Origin of the sequence: Rossellomorea arthrocnemi, from assembly GCF_904424705.1 — a bacterium.
Lineage (GTDB): Bacteria > Bacillota > Bacilli > Bacillales > Bacillaceae_B > Rossellomorea > Rossellomorea arthrocnemi.
Genome location: NZ_CAJGBF010000002.1, coordinates 413,525 through 429,049, shown reverse-complemented (window position 1 = coordinate 429,049; position 15,525 = coordinate 413,525). Strand labels below are relative to the sequence as shown.

General features: G+C 43.7%; 15 protein-coding genes and 1 other annotated feature. Of the genes, 14 read left to right on the top strand and 1 reads right to left on the bottom strand.

Features of this window, described 5'->3' with window-relative positions; translation table 11 throughout:
* Window positions 1-276: 276 nt before the first annotated feature.
* On the bottom strand, window positions 277-1,554 hold the full coding sequence (locus BAA9072_RS05150) for a replication-associated recombination protein A (RefSeq protein WP_230980756.1): 1,278 nt from the start codon (window positions 1,552-1,554) through the stop codon (window positions 277-279).
* 207 nt (window positions 1,555-1,761) lie between these two features.
* Between BAA9072_RS05150 and cymR the strand changes: the two genes are divergently transcribed.
* The 14 genes from cymR (at window position 1,762) to BAA9072_RS05080 (ending at window position 15,465) form a co-directional block, all read left to right on the top strand.
* Window positions 1,762-2,181, top strand: coding sequence for a cysteine metabolism transcriptional regulator CymR (cymR, locus tag BAA9072_RS05145; protein WP_044339554.1), 420 nt, complete (start codon window positions 1,762-1,764; stop codon window positions 2,179-2,181).
* A 13-nt stretch (window positions 2,182-2,194) separates the two neighbouring features.
* Complete coding sequence (locus BAA9072_RS05140) at window positions 2,195-3,337, top strand: cysteine desulfurase family protein (protein ID WP_201713590.1); 1,143 nt, start codon at window positions 2,195-2,197, stop codon at window positions 3,335-3,337.
* A gap of 48 nt (window positions 3,338-3,385) precedes the next feature.
* On the top strand, window positions 3,386-4,501 hold the full coding sequence (gene mnmA / locus BAA9072_RS05135; RefSeq protein ID WP_201713589.1) for a tRNA 2-thiouridine(34) synthase MnmA: 1,116 nt from the start codon (window positions 3,386-3,388) through the stop codon (window positions 4,499-4,501).
* A gap of 166 nt (window positions 4,502-4,667) precedes the next feature.
* Window positions 4,668-5,339 (top strand): tetratricopeptide repeat protein, encoded by a 672-nt coding sequence (locus BAA9072_RS05130; RefSeq protein ID WP_201713588.1) that lies wholly within the window; start codon window positions 4,668-4,670, stop codon window positions 5,337-5,339.
* A 17-nt stretch (window positions 5,340-5,356) separates the two neighbouring features.
* Entirely contained in the window at window positions 5,357-7,756 is a 2,400-nt protein-coding gene (gene recD2, locus BAA9072_RS05125; protein WP_201713587.1) for an SF1B family DNA helicase RecD2, read from the top strand.
* Between the two features lie 159 nt (window positions 7,757-7,915).
* Window positions 7,916-8,512 (top strand): biotin transporter BioY, encoded by a 597-nt coding sequence (locus BAA9072_RS05120; RefSeq protein WP_201713586.1) that lies wholly within the window; start codon window positions 7,916-7,918, stop codon window positions 8,510-8,512.
* A gap of 15 nt (window positions 8,513-8,527) precedes the next feature.
* Complete coding sequence (gene bioB, locus BAA9072_RS05115; protein ID WP_201713585.1) at window positions 8,528-9,535, top strand: biotin synthase BioB; 1,008 nt, start codon at window positions 8,528-8,530, stop codon at window positions 9,533-9,535.
* A 196-nt stretch (window positions 9,536-9,731) separates the two neighbouring features.
* On the top strand, window positions 9,732-9,917 hold the full coding sequence (locus tag BAA9072_RS05110) for a hypothetical protein (protein ID WP_201713584.1): 186 nt from the start codon (window positions 9,732-9,734) through the stop codon (window positions 9,915-9,917).
* 15 nt (window positions 9,918-9,932) lie between these two features.
* Window positions 9,933-10,064, top strand: a complete 132-nt coding sequence (locus BAA9072_RS05105; protein ID WP_201713583.1) for a YrzQ family protein — start codon at window positions 9,933-9,935, stop codon at window positions 10,062-10,064.
* Window positions 10,065-10,320: 256 nt separating this feature from the next.
* A complete protein-coding gene (locus tag BAA9072_RS05100) occupies window positions 10,321-11,424 on the top strand; it encodes an AI-2E family transporter (RefSeq protein WP_330999266.1) in 1,104 nt (367 codons plus the stop codon).
* A gap of 51 nt (window positions 11,425-11,475) precedes the next feature.
* Window positions 11,476-11,695: a binding site (T-box leader), on the top strand.
* 61 nt (window positions 11,696-11,756) lie between these two features.
* Entirely contained in the window at window positions 11,757-14,390 is a 2,634-nt protein-coding gene (alaS, locus tag BAA9072_RS05095; RefSeq protein ID WP_201713582.1) for an alanine--tRNA ligase, read from the top strand.
* Window positions 14,391-14,473: 83 nt separating this feature from the next.
* Complete coding sequence (locus BAA9072_RS05090) at window positions 14,474-14,740, top strand: IreB family regulatory phosphoprotein (RefSeq protein ID WP_034757362.1); 267 nt, start codon at window positions 14,474-14,476, stop codon at window positions 14,738-14,740.
* 3 nt (window positions 14,741-14,743) lie between these two features.
* Window positions 14,744-15,160: a Holliday junction resolvase RuvX gene (gene ruvX / locus BAA9072_RS05085; protein ID WP_201713581.1), complete on the top strand. Its 417-nt coding sequence runs from the start codon at window positions 14,744-14,746 to the stop codon at window positions 15,158-15,160.
* A gap of 14 nt (window positions 15,161-15,174) precedes the next feature.
* A complete protein-coding gene (locus BAA9072_RS05080) occupies window positions 15,175-15,465 on the top strand; it encodes a DUF1292 domain-containing protein (RefSeq protein ID WP_201713580.1) in 291 nt (96 codons plus the stop codon).
* The last annotated feature ends 60 nt before the right edge of the window (window positions 15,466-15,525 follow it).

The window sequence follows — 15,525 nt, the reverse complement described above, 5'->3', positions numbered from 1 at the left end:
GGCGGGGGAAGGGGAATGTGGAGGAGAATGGATATTTGATACGGAGTACATAAGATTTCATTGCAAAATCCCTGAAATTAGTCACAGTAACACAGTCATTTTTAAATGGGTCCTGATACTTATAAGAGGAGCTACCCGTGGCAACTCCGTTTTTTTGAACTATCCAGCTCCGACACTAAGCCCCTCGAGGCCATAAGTCAAGGCACCCAAAAAGCAAAAAAAGCCTTTCTGATGTAGCGACTGATGCTTTTCGGAGCTACCTGTGCCGCCTCCGCTTTAGTTTTTCATCTGCTTATTAATTTTGTCATAAACCTGTGCTATGGCCTGTTCGAATTTCCCTGTCGATTTAGGGGTGTAGTATTGAGCATTCTTCAGTTTATCAGGCAGGTAGGTCTGTGGCACCCATCCTGATTCATAGCTGTGCGGGTACTTGTATTCGATCCCTCTTCCCAATTCCTTGGCACCTTGATAGTGAGCATCTTTCAGATGATCCGGCACATCGCCGCTTTTTCCCTTCCGGATGTCAGCTAGTGCAAAGTCAATGGCCGAGATCGCCGAGTTTGATTTTGGTGAAAGACAAAGTTCGATGATTGCGTTGGCTAACGGTATCCTCGCTTCTGGAAATCCGATCTTCTCAGCTGTTTCCACTGCTGCGAGTGTACGTGGTCCCGCCTGGGGATTGGCAAGTCCGACATCTTCATAGGCGATCACCAATAATCTGCGGGAGATACTCGGCAGATCTCCTGCTTCAACGAGTCTTCCGAGATAGTGGAGTGCTGCGTTCACATCACTCCCGCGAATCGATTTCTGAAAGGCGCTTACAACATCATAATGGGCGTCTCCGTCTTTATCGTGGGAGAAGCTTTTCTTTTGAAGGCACTCTTCTGCGATCGTGACATCTATATGGATCACACCGTCCTCACCCGGTGAAGTGGACAGTACAGCCAATTCTAAGGCATTCAGAGAGCTTCTCACATCTCCGAAGCTGCTGCCGGCAAAATGTTCAATCGCTTCGTCTGTTACATCGAGAGAATATTCTCCTAATCCACGTTCTGCATCTTCAATGGCACGTGTAAGGGCAATTTTCATTTCTTCTATTGAAAGAGGCTTTAATTCAAATATTTGACATCTGCTTCGTATGGCCGGGTTGATGGCATGATAGGGATTGCTAGTTGTTGCACCGATCAACGTGATCATCCCGTTCTCTAAGTACGGAAGGAGGAAATCCTGCTTTCCTTTATCCAGTCTATGGACTTCATCCAATAGGAGGATCACCTTACCAGACATCTTCGCTTCTTCTGCCACGATCTGAATATCTTTTTTATTATTCGTCACGGCGTTTAGGGTTTTAAACCGGTACTTTGTACTTCCGGCAATGGCGCTTGCGATAGATGTTTTTCCAATGCCGGGTGGTCCGTACAGGATCATGGATGAAAGCTGTTTCGCCTTCACCATCCGGTCTATGATTTTTCCTTCTCCGACTAAATGCTGCTGACCGATAATTTCTTCAATGGTCCTTGGTCTCATCTTGAAGGCAAGTGGTTTTATCGACATGAAACATCTCTCCAAACTGACGTTCTAGTTACATTCACTTTATCACAGGCGCTACTATTAAGGAAATATTGCGGCTGAATGGGAGAATAAAGCCCACCCTTTCACAGTGTGAGGGCGGATATGCTATAATAACAAAAGTTAATACAGAAGAATACTTATATCCGTCTAATAAATGTGAGGTTATTAAATATAGTAGAGGTGCTGGACATGAAAATATCAACTAAAGGCCGATACGGTTTGACGATTATGATTGAATTGGCAAAACGTCATGGTGAGGGGCCGACTTCACTGAAAACCATCGCACAGCAGCATGAGCTGTCCGAACATTATCTTGAACAACTTGTTGCTCCGCTTCGTAATGGCGGTCTTGTAAGAAGTATACGGGGGGCTTACGGTGGTTATGTATTAGGACATGAGCCATCTGAAATTACAGCAGGGGATATTATCAGAATCCTTGAAGGGCCGATCAGCCCTGTTGAAGGGATCGAGGATGAAGAACCGGCAAAACGTGAATTATGGATCCGGATTCGGGATGCGGTAAAAGAAGTACTCGATAATACAACGATAGAAGATTTGGCCAGTCATTCTGATGACGGGGAATCAGATGCGTACATGTTCTATATTTAGGAGGTAACGATCAATGGAAAGAGTGTATCTGGATCATGCTGCAACGTCACCCATGCATCCTGAAGTGATTCATGAAATGACGGCAGTGATGAAGGAGACCTTTGGTAATCCATCGAGCATTCATTCATTTGGACGTGCTTCGCGTCACCTTGTGGATCATGCACGGACTATCATTGCAGAGAACATTCATGCAGATTACAATGAAATCATTTTTACAAGTGGGGGAACGGAAGCGGATAATTTAGCGATTATCGGAACGGCCGAAGCCAATAAAGAAAAGGGTAACCACATCATTACAACACAAACGGAGCATCATGCCGTTTTGCATGCATGTGAATTCCTTGAATCGAAAGGGTTCGAGGTGACCTATCTGCCTGTGGACAAGACTGGAAGAATATCCGTTCGGGAGCTTGAAAAAGAACTTCGTGATGAAACCATCCTCGTGACGATCATGTACGGGAATAATGAAGTGGGTACAATTCAGCCGATTACTGAGATCAGTGAACGATTAAAGGACCATCAGGCTTATTTTCATACGGATGCTGTACAGGCTTTCGGATTAACTCAAATCGATGTAAAGAAGCTTGGAGTCGATCTGCTTTCCGTTTCAGGACATAAGATCAATGGCCCTAAAGGAATCGGATTTCTTTATTCCCATAAACGTGTGGACCTTCAACCGGGATTATACGGAGGGGAGCAGGAACGAAAGCGCCGTGCCGGAACAGAGAACGTGCCGGCAATTGTAGGGCTTGGCAAAGCGGTTGAACTGTCCCAACAATCGTGTGAAGAGAAGAATGCCAAGTATTCAGGTTTTAAGGTTTTATTGAAAGAAACTTTAGCCGGTGCAGGCATTGAATTTGAACAGAACGGATCCCTTGAGCATGGATTATCCCATGTGCTAAACTTAAGCTTTCCCGGTACGGATGTTGAATCCATGTTGGTGAATTTGGATATGTCTGGTATTGCCGTATCAAGCGGTTCTGCTTGTACGGCTGGATCAATAGAACCATCACATGTACTAGTTGCGATGTTTGGTGAACAGTCCGGTAATTCAAGGAACTCCATCCGATTCAGCTTTGGTCAGGGGAATACGGAGGAACAGGTTACCCGGGCTGCTCATGAAGTCGCAAAAATTGTGAAGCGATTAACAACTTAAGAATGTCGTCTGATTCGGACGAATGAACGGAATAAGGAGGTGGCGTCAGTGAATAAAGAACCAAAGGATACGAGAGTGGTCGTTGGAATGTCCGGTGGAGTGGACTCTTCAGTAGCTGCATTATTATTAAAACAGCAGGGATACGAGGTTATCGGGATTTTCATGAAGAACTGGGATGATACCGATGAAAATGGAGTGTGTACGGCAACCGAAGACTACAACGATGTGATTCGTGTGTGTAACCAAATTGGAATTCCTTACTACGCTGTGAATTTTGAGAAACAATACTGGGATAAAGTGTTTACTTATTTCCTGGATGAATATAAAGCCGGAAGAACACCGAACCCTGATGTCATGTGCAATAAAGAAATCAAGTTCAAGGCATTTCTTGACCATGCATTGAAGTTAGGTGCGGACTACCTGGCAACGGGTCACTATGCACAAGTCGAATACCGTGATGGGGAGTACAAGATGCTTCGCGGCGTCGATCATAATAAAGATCAAACATACTTCCTCAATCAGTTAGGGCAGGAGCAGCTTGAAAAAGTGATGTTCCCCCTTGGAGGCATCGATAAGAAAAAGGTACGGGAAATTGCAAAGGAAGCCGGTCTTGCTACGGCGACCAAGAAAGACAGTACGGGGATCTGTTTCATCGGTGAACGCAATTTTAAAGATTTCTTAAGTAACTATCTTCCGGCTCAACCTGGAAAAATGGAAACCCTGGATGGAAAAGTTATGGGGAAACATGATGGATTGATGTATTATACCATCGGTCAGCGTCACGGACTGGGTATCGGTGGAGCTGGTGAACCATGGTTCGCCATAGGTAAAGATCTTGAAAGAAATGTTCTTTATGTCGGCCAAAGCTTTGAGCATCCTGCCCTCTATTCCGATTCCATCCTTGCGACGGATGTTCACTGGACATCGCATAAAGACAAACATTCTGAGTTTGCGTGTACGGCAAAATTCCGGTACCGTCAGGATGATAATAAAGTCACGGTGGTGCCTTTGGGAGATGGCAAGGTGAAAGTCATCTTTGATGTACCTATTCGAGCGGTTACACCGGGACAGGCAGTTGTTTTCTACAACGGAGATGAATGCCTCGGTGGAGGGACGATCGATACAATCTTTAAAGATGAGAAAAAACTGACATATGTCGGGTAGAACCAAATGAAAAAGGACTGAGAAAAGGAGGTTTGTATTCTCTTCTCTCAGTCCTTTTTTCATTGTGGATCGATTCCGTTTTCAGGTGTCCCTTATGTTATACTAGTAACGATAAGTGGGAGTTCAACGTGCATACATAAATAATGACAATATAGAGGTGTTTTAATTGGATAAGAATTTAAAAGGAATTGAGTTATTACAAGAAGGAAAAGTTGAAGAGGCGGTTAAACTTTTTACCGAAGCAATCGAAGAAAGTCCTAAAGATCCTGTTGGATATATTAATTTCGGTAATGTCCTTATGTCGGTTGGAGACAATGAAAAGGCGAAAAAGTTCTTCGAACGGGCAATCTCTATTGACGAGAACGCAGGGGCAGCTTATTACTCATTGGGAAACCTGTACTTTAATGAAAATCACTTTGACGAAGCAAAGGATCAATTTGAAAAGGCGATTTCAAAAGGTATGGAGAATGCAGACGTTTACTTTATGCTTGGAATCAGTCTGTTCCAGTTAGAGCAGCCGAGACTTGCATTACCGTACTTACAACGAAGTGTCGAGTTGAACGAAGATGACGTGGAAGCACGCTTCCAATTGGGACTATGTCTTGCTAAGGTTGAAGCATATGAAGAAGCGATCACTCAATTATCCCAAGTAGTGAAAAAGGATCCTGAGCATGCAGATGCTTACTACAACTTAGGGGTTGCGTATGCTGGTCATAAGGATGATGCAGATACGGCACTGATGTATTTCAACAAAGCTATCGAAGTTCAACCGGATCATATGCTTTCAGGATATGGCATCAAGATGATCGAAAAGCTGAAAAATGAACAAAGTGAATAGTTAGGGGGTTCACTGCCTTGAGCCAGCAAGACTCTTTAAAGCTGTTTGGTGAGGAAGAAGAAATCTATATTAAGGGAAGGCACCTGGTCACCATTTTTCATAATGAGGACAATCTCTATACCGTAGTCAGAATCCGGGTGGACGAAACGAACGATTCTTACGAAGACAAAGAAGCGGTCGTAACCGGGAATTTCCCTAAGATTCATGAGGACGAGACGTATGTATTTTATGGGAGGTTTCAAGAGCACCCAAGGTTCGGCATGCAGTTTCATGCAAAGCATTTCAAGAAAGAAATCCCACAGACCACACAAGGTGTCGTCCATTATTTATCAAGTGATCTATTTAAAGGAATCGGGAAGAAAACAGCTGAGAAGATTGTGGAACATATCGGGGAAAATGCCATCAGTAAAATACTCGAAAATCCGGGTCTCCTGGATGAAATTCCAAAACTTCCAAAGGAAAAAGCGAAGAGTATTTATGACACGCTTTCCGAGCACCAGGGCTTGGAGCGGGTCATGATCATGCTAAATGACTTGGGTTTCGGCCCCCAGATTTCTATGAAAGTCTACCAAGCCTATAAAGAACAGGCACTTGAAATCATTCAAAAAAATCCATATAAGCTTGTAGAAGATATTGAAGGGATCGGCTTTACCCGTGCAGATGAATTAGGGTCGAAGCTTGGATTGAGAGGCAGTCATCCAGATCGGATCAAAGCAGGCTGTTTATATACCCTGGAACAAACGTGTGTCAAGCAGGGTCATGTGTTTCTTGAAGCGGAAGAGCTCATTGTCACTGTCAAGGAACTCCTTGAGAAAAGTCAGCCGGAAAAAATCGACTACACCGACATATCCAGTCAATTAGTTTCACTGGAGGAAGAAGGTAAAGTCATTGGGGAAGGTACAAAGGTGTATGTTCCTTCCCTTTATTTTTCTGAAAAAGGAATTGTGACAAATATTGAAAAGATCTTGTCTCAAACCCAGTATAAGGATCAATTTCCACAATCGGAATTCCTTTTGTCACTGGGAGCACTCGAGGACAGATTGGGAGTGCAGTACGCACCTTCCCAAAAAACGGCAATCGAAACCGCATTGATGTCCCCCATGCTCCTGTTAACCGGGGGACCTGGTACAGGAAAGACGACCGTCATTCAGGGGATCGTCGAACTGTTTGCTGATCTGCACGGCTGTTCGCTGGATCCAAAGGAATACAAAGATGAACCGTTTCCAGTATTGTTAACGGCCCCAACAGGCAGGGCGGCGAAACGGATGACAGAATCGACCGGTTTGCCCGCCATGACGATCCATCGACTACTGGGATGGAATGGTCAGGAAGGGTTCCAGAGCGATGAGGAACGTTCCATTGAAGGCAAACTTCTGATCGTGGACGAGGTGTCCATGGTCGACACTTGGCTTGCCCATCAGCTGCTGAAGGCTCTGCCTGAGGATATCCAAGTGATATTCGTCGGGGATGAAGATCAATTGCCATCTGTCGGTCCAGGTCAGGTTTTAAAGGATTTATTAAAATCGGAAGCGGTCCCGACAGTCCGGTTGACGGATATTTACAGACAGGAAGAGGGTTCCTCGATCATTGAGCTTGCTCACTATATGAAAAGGGGAAAGGTTCCGGCAGATTTGACAAAACAGCAAAAAGATCGATCGTTCTTTCCGTGCAGAACGAATCAGATATCTGAGGTCGTTCAAAAAGTGGTGGAGAATGCAAAGAAAAAAGGCTACTCACCAAAAGATATACAGGTACTTGCTCCTATGTACAGAGGCCCGGCAGGAATCGATCGCTTGAATGAACTTCTCCAGGAAATTTTCAATTCCAACGATGGAACCCGGAAAGAACTCGCCTTCGGGGATGTAAAATACAGGATAGGAGATAAGGTTCTTCAGCTTGTCAATCAGCCTGAAAACAATGTCTTTAATGGGGACATCGGGGAAATTGTTTCGATTTTCTATGCAAAGGAAAACACCGAGAAGCAGGATATGATCATCGTTTCATACGAAGGGAATGAGGTCACGTATACAAGACAGGACCTCATGCAGATTACCCATGCATATTGCTGCTCGATCCATAAGTCCCAGGGAAGCGAGTTTCCCATTGTCATTTTGCCTGTCGTGAAGAGCTATTACCGGATGTTAAGGAGAAATCTTCTATATACGGCCATTACAAGAAGCAAACAATTCCTCATTCTTTGCGGAGAACTGGATGCATTCACACTTGGAGTGGAGAGGGAAGATGATTTTCTCAGAAAGACGACTTTGAGTGAGAAACTGAAAAGCTTACTTAATCAGGATGGTAAGATGGAAGAGGATACATCAAATGGGGAGCTCCCCATTGAGGAATTTCTATTAAATGAAGATCCGTTGATTGGAATGGAAGGCATTAGTCCTTACGATTTCATGAAAGCATAAGGTTGACGAATGAATGTTTCCATTGGGGAAATCATTCATTCGTCAACCTTTTTTTGATTTCAATGTCTTTTGTTAACTATATTTATGTTTAGGTTGACATATATTCAGCAAAAGGGATATTCTTATCTTGTAGAAAAAATGACAGATGGGGGAAGACAGATGAACAGAAAATTAAGGACGATTGATCTTACACTGGCCGGAATGTTTGTGGCACTTATGGCGATTGGTGCCAACATCACTACATTCGTACCTTTTATGGTAGTGGGCGGTGTTCCCATTACGTTACAAACGTTCTTTGCCATTTTAGCAGGAGCGATCCTTGGTAGCAGGGTCGGGGCGATTTCCATGACAGTGTACGCACTGGTGGGATTAGTGGGCGTTCCTGTATTTGCACGATTTGGAGCAGGGTTATCTTCAATTGTGAGTCCTACATTCGGATTTATCGTTTCGTTTATTTTCACCGCTTACATTACTGGTAAAATTTTAGAAAAACATAGAGGAATCAAGGTCTACATTTTCGCGGCACTAGTCGGGATGGTGGTCAATTATTTGGTCGGTACGAACTGGATGTATGCAGCATATAAGTTCTGGGCTGCAGCACCGGAAGGATTCACCTATAAACTTGCATGGGCTTGGATGGTCGTTCCAATGCCTAAAGACATCATTTTAGCCGTCTGTGCAGGTGTCATGGCTTATCGCTTAGAGAAATCGGTAATTTCGAAGAGCACATTTAGAAACTTGAATCGAGCAGCTTAAAGGGGGAAATAAGCATTGAAACCGTGGAAGGAACTTGCCAAAGAGGTCATTGACGGAACAGAAATAACGAATGAGGAAGCTTTATCCATTTTACAATGTCCCGATGATGAGCTTTTAGAATTGTTGCATAGCGCGTACTTGATCCGAAAACATTATTATGGAAATAAGGTTAAATTGAATATGATCATTAATACAAAATCAGGTCTATGCCCTGAAAATTGTGGATACTGTTCTCAATCGATTGTGTCTGACGCACCGATCGAGAAGTATCGTATGGTTGATAAAGATTCGATCCTAAAGGGGGCAAAAAATGCTCATCAACTAAATGTCGGTACCTACTGCATTGTGGCCAGTGGACGCGGTCCGAGCAATCGGGAAGTGGATCACGTTGTATCAGCGGTTAAAGAGATCAAGGAGCAGTATAACTTGAAGATATGCGCTTGTCTGGGATTATTAAAAGGTGATCAAGCAAAACGGTTAAAGGAAGCAGGTGTGGATCGTTATAACCACAACATCAATACATCAGAGAACCACCATGAAAACATCACCACTTCCCATACATACGAAGACAGAATAAATACTGTAAAACAGGCAAAGGAACAAGGCATTTCCCCATGTTCGGGAATCATAGTGGGTATGAAAGAAGGGCTTCAGGACGTTGTGGACATGGCACACAGCCTGAAGGTATTGGATGCCGACTCGATTCCGGTCAATTTCCTTCATGCCATCGACGGAACCCCACTTGAGGGAACAGATGAATTGAATCCAAGATATTGCTTAAAGGTCCTTTGCTTGATGCGTTTCATCAATCCGACAAAAGAGATCCGGGTTTCAGGTGGACGTGAAGTGAACCTGCGCAGTTTACAGCCACTTGGCCTCTACCCGGCAAACTCGATCTTTGTCGGGGATTACTTGACGACCGCCGGGCAGGAAGGGACAGCTGATCATAAAATGCTTGAAGATTTAGGATTCGAAATTGATTATGTGAAAGAAGAAAGCGGAAAGTCCATTACTATTCAGTAGAAAAAATTCAATGGGTGCTATGGAAAAGGTTACTCCTTATGAAATCAGGAAATTTTCCCACACTATATAATAACGTTGCTTTTTTTTCAACGTTTGTGCGTCGCTTCTCATTAAACAAGTATAAAACATGCTCTGCTTGGCCATGATGGTAGGGAATAATCACCATTTCTGGTGTAAGCTCGAGGTGAACGTACCGATGAATTGTCCAAATTGTCAGAGTAAAGATATTGGAAAGATCGGCATCAACCAATATTACTGTTGGGGCTGCTATATAGAACTTTCCTTATCGAAGGGAGTCATTCATACTCACCAAGTGGAAGAGGATGGATCACTAAGCTCCTTAGATGACTTGTTTGATGAGGAAGAACGCCGACTAAGCTAGGAAGAGGTGTCTTTCTTGAGTAAAACATTTGCATCCATCGTTGGTTTTGGAGCAGGAATTGCGGCTTCTATCTATTCACAAAGGTCCAATATGATGAGTCAGAGACAAATGAAACGAATCCGTAAACAAGTAAAGAAACTTTTCTAAACAGCAGAAAGAGGCTGACCGTTGTGGGTCAGTCTCTTTTTTTTCCTAAAAATGAAAAAACGACACAATCACACCTGATTTTGACTTGAATAAATTCCAGTACGATGTAAATCCATCCTCTATCCCTTAAAAGAATCATTGGCCTTATTCAAACGATCCAACATAATCAAAACGTACAATTCCAGAGACATACAAGTCATGAATAAAACTACCTCCTATTTTCAAACACTAGAGAAGAAAAGAGGAGGTGCCAGTGATGATGGAGAAGAGACCCTATGCCAAATGGATATACAGGCTTTCAATGGCCCTTATTCTTGCATTATTTCTATATGTTCTCTATTTATTAAAGCCAGTATGGCATCCTGTATTAGAGGTTTTTTTCTTCTCCCTTCTCCCTTTCGTCATAGGCGGTTTTATTGCCTACCTGCTTCACCCGGTAGTGGAAAAACTGCATGAAGCTGGTATCCATCGTGGAATAGCCATCCTGTTGATCTACCTTCTGTTCTTTGGGGGATTGGGCTATGCCATTTACAAAGGGACCCCTGCCATCATTCATCAGCTAAGGGATTTATCGGAGAATGCACCCATTTTCACGAAGCAGTATCAGGGTTGGCTCAAGGTTGTTCAGAGTGAAACTGCAACATGGCCGGACGGGATTCAGTCCCAGCTCGAGAAGCGAATCGATGGGCTTGAAGCCTGGGTGACGGGTCTTGTCGCGGTTGTCCTGGCAACTGTCATGAAGTTCATGAACAGCCTGCTCATCGTTGCCATCATTCCCTTCGTCTCTTTCTACCTTTTAAAAGATATCACAAAGGTAAAGGCATTCTTGTGGCAGCTCACTCCCCAAAAATGGAGGAAGAGTGTCATTTCCTTCACAAGGGACGTGGATGAATCCCTTGGTGGTTATATTAGGGGCCAGCTCCTGGTTTGTTTGATCATCGGTGGTATTTCTGCGGTCACCTTATGGTTGATCGGCATGAAGTATCCCCTTATTCTTGGCCTGATCATTGGTGTCACCAATGTGATCCCTTATTTTGGCCCGATCATCGGGGCGGTACCTGCAGCCATAGTTGCCAGCACCATCTCCCCTAATATGGTAATGTATGTTGTTATTCTGGTGGTGATTCTGCAGTTTCTGGAGGGAAACATCTTATCACCTCTCATTGTGGGGAAAAGTCTTCATATGCATCCTCTTTTCATCATGGGAGCGCTGATCCTCGGAGGAGAAGTGGGTGGTGTGATCGGTATGATTGTAGCAGTGCCCTTTGTTGCGGTCATAAAGGTAGCCATTTTACACGGACGTACCCATTTTCTTCATACCAAGAAGGAAGATGAATGGAAAAATGGGAATGATGATTGACAAATACCTTGAATATTTCTATAATCCAACATATACAAGTATTCGTATAAAATGAACGCTATGAAGGACCCGAGTACGTTATAGTCCATCTTCCAGAGAGAAATCCCCCTTGGCTGTAAGGGATTTCAGATGAAGGATAACCGAATGCTAATCCTGAGTGCAGGTAAAACCTGCCGTCCAGCCGCGTTAAGGTGTATTGAGGGATGAATAAACGCCATCGCGTTTATTCATAACCAGGGTGGTACCGCGAGAAACAGCTCTCGTCCCTGTTTTAGGGATGAGGGCTTTTTTGTATTCTTTTTTAACCATACATATAAAGGAGGAAGCTTTACATGAACAAATTAACAGGTGCAGAAATTCGTCAGAAGTTTTTAGATTTCTTTCAGGAAAAAGGACACGGAATAGAACCAAGTGCATCACTGGTTCCACATGAGGATCCGTCCCTTTTATGGATCAATAGTGGAGTAGCTACTTTAAAGAAATATTTTGATGGACGGGTGATCCCACAAAATCCAAGGATTGTGAATGCTCAAAAATCGATTCGTACAAATGACATCGAGAATGTAGGGAAAACAGCCCGTCATCATACATTTTTCGAAATGCTCGGGAACTTCTCCATCGGTGATTATTTTAAAGTAGAAGCGATCGAATGGGCTTGGGAGTTCCTTACGGATGCGAAATGGGTTGGGTTTGATCCAGAAAAATTATCTGTTACTATTCATCCGGAAGATCATGAAGCATTTGATATATGGAACAAGAAAGTTGGTGTACCGGCAGAACGCATCATCCGCATCGAAGGGAACTTCTGGGATATCGGTGAAGGTCCAAGTGGTCCGAATACAGAAATCTTCTACGATCGTGGACCTGAATACGGTGACAACCCGGAAGATCCTGAATTATATCCTGGCGGGGAAAATGACCGCTACCTTGAAGTATGGAATCTCGTGTTCTCACAATTCAATCACAATCCTGACGGAACGTATACTCCGCTTCCAAAGAAGAACATCGATACAGGTATGGGCCTGGAGCGGATGGCGTGTGTCGTTCAGGAAGTACCAACCAACTTTGATACAGATTTATTTATGCCGATCATTGCGGCAACGGAAGAAATCTCAGGGAAATCATATGGAAAGGATAATGAAACTGACGTAGCTTTCAAAGTGATTGCCGATCACATCAGAACGGTATCCTTTGCCATTGGTGATGGGGCACTGCCATCGAACGAAGGACGCGGGTATGTATTAAGAAGGCTCCTTCGACGGGCTGTACGATTTGCAAAGCAGATCGAAATCAACCGTCCATTTATGTATGAGTTGGTTCCCGTTGTATCTGAAATCATGGTTGATTTCTATCCGGAAGTGAAACAAAAAGCGGAATTCATCCAAAAGGTAGTGAAAAATGAAGAAGACCGCTTCCATGAAACATTGAACGAAGGTCTGGCTATTCTTTCATCCATCATAAAGGTTCAAAAGTCTGCCGGGAGTAAGGTGATCCCTGGTGAGGATGTGTTCCGTCTTTATGATACGTACGGATTCCCTGTCGAATTAACGGAAGAGTATGCAGAGGAAGAAGGATTAACGGTTGATCACGACGGTTTTGAAAGAGAGATGGAAGGTCAGCGTGAAAGAGCGCGAGCTGCCCGGCAGGATGTAGGCAGTATGCAGGTGCAAGGAGGAGTCCTGAGTGATATAGCGGTGGAAAGCCGCTTTGTCGGATATGACACACTCGAAAGCACTTCGACTGTCCTTGAATTATTGGTGGATAATGAACGCCAGCCGAAAGTGAGTAAAGGACAGGAATGTCAATTCATCCTCAACGAGACTCCGTTCTATGCTGAAAGCGGCGGACAAATTGGTGATGAAGGATATATTGAAGCCGAAGGGGTAAAAGTTTTCGTAACGAATGTTAAAAAAGCACCTAATGGACAAAACCTTCATACAGGCGTTGTAGAAGAGGGTACTTTGGAACAAAGTGCAGAGGTGCTTGCAAAGGTATCCCGTGAATCAAGAAGCAGGATCGAGAAAAACCATACTGCGACTCACATCCTTCATCAAGCATTGAAAGATGTTCTGGGAGATCATGTGAACCAGGCAGGTTCACTCGTTGAACCTGATCGTCTGCGCTTTGACTTCTCCCATTTCGGATCTGTGACACTAGAAGAGATGGAACAGATCGAAACCATCGTCAATGAGAAGGTTTGGAAGGCGGTATCTGTGAACACGGCCCAAAAATCATTATCTGAGGCGAAAGCGATGGGTGCTATGGCTCTATTCGGGGAAAAGTATGGTGCTGAAGTTCGTGTCGTTTCAATTGGAGATTACAGCCTTGAGCTTTGCGGTGGCTGTCATGTGTCCAATACTTCTGAGATCGGGTTATTTAAGATCCTATCTGAAAGCGGGATCGGTGCAGGTACAAGAAGGATAGAAGCTGTTACAGCAGAGAATGCGTATAAAGTATTAAAAGATCAAGTCTCCCTGCTCAAAGAAGTGGCTGGCAAACTTAAATCGAATCCTAAAGAAGTGGTCAATCGTGTAGACGCATTATTAGGGGAGATGAGAGAGCTTCAGCGGGAAAATGAATCATTAGCAGGAAAGTTGTCTAACATAGAAGCAGGAAGCTTAACGGATCAAGTGAAGGTCATTGATGGAGTGAATGTGCTGACTGCGAAAGTGGCAGTGGGTGATAGCAGTGGTTTGCGCACGATGATGGATGATCTTAAGCAGAAACTTGGATCCGCTGTTATTGTACTGGCAACAACTGGAGAGGACAAAGTGACCATCATTGCAGGAGTTACGAAGGATTTAGTCGAAAAAGGATATCATGCCGGGAAATTGGTAAAAGAAGTCGCTTCACGCTGTGGTGGAGGCGGCGGCGGCCGTCCGGATATGGCGCAGGCAGGCGGAAAAAATCCTGAAAAAGTGGAAGAAGCCCTTCATTTTGTAGAAGAATGGGTCAAATCCATTTAACTCCTTGTCAAAGTGGTGTACAATGTAGGTAACGATTAACAATTCGGTTGTCAAAAAGACAAGCCTAAAGAGAGGTGCTAAAAATGAGTTCTTTTGACAAAACGATGCGGTTTGATTTTTCAGAGGAGCCTTTCGAACATGATGTGAAGGAAGTGCTCTTACAGGTTCATGATGCTCTGCAGGAAAAAGGATACAATCCGATCAATCAAATCGTAGGATACTTATTATCTGGAGATCCGGCTTACATTCCCAGACATCAAGATGCCAGAAATATCATCCGCCGTTTAGAACGTGATGAAATCATCGAAGAATTAGTCAAATCGTATTTGAAACAGCACAAAGAGGGATAATAGATGCGTGTAATGGGTTTAGACGTTGGTTCTAAAACAGTCGGAGTCGCAATCAGCGATGAGCTTGGCTGGACAGCTCAAGGAATTGAAACAATTAAGATCGACGAAGATCATGGTGTGTTCCGGATGGATCGAATAAAGGAACTTGCCGATGAATACCAGGTGGATACCGTTGTAGTGGGAATGCCTAAAAACATGAACAACACAATCGGTCCACGTGGGGAAGCGTCTAAAGCTTATGGAGAGTTGATTCAACAGGAGTTATCCCTTCCCATTAAATATTGGGACGAAAGACTGAGCACAATGGCTGCTGAGAGAGTGCTTTTAGAAGCCGATGTAAGCAGGAAGAAACGTAAAAAAGTGATAGACAAAATGGCTGCGATGATGATCCTTCAAGGATACCTTGACAGCCAAAAATAATGAGGTGAATGTTCATGGAACACGGAGAAAAGCAAATTACAGTAGTAGATGAACAAGGAAATGAGCAATTATGCGAGGTCCTTTTCACATTTGAATCAGATAAATTCGGAAAGTCTTATGTTTTATACTATCCACTGGGAGCAGATGAGAACGATGAAGAAGAAATTGAAATTCATGCATCTGCTTTCATGCCTGGTGACGAAGGTCAAGAAGGCGAATTAAAGCCGATTGAAACAGAAGAAGAGTGGGATATGATCGAAGAAATGTTAAACACTTTCCTTGACGAAGAAGAAGACGCTGAATAAACAGAAATTATAGTATCATATGAAACAGGGACCGCAAAAAGGGACAAAAAATTCACCCTT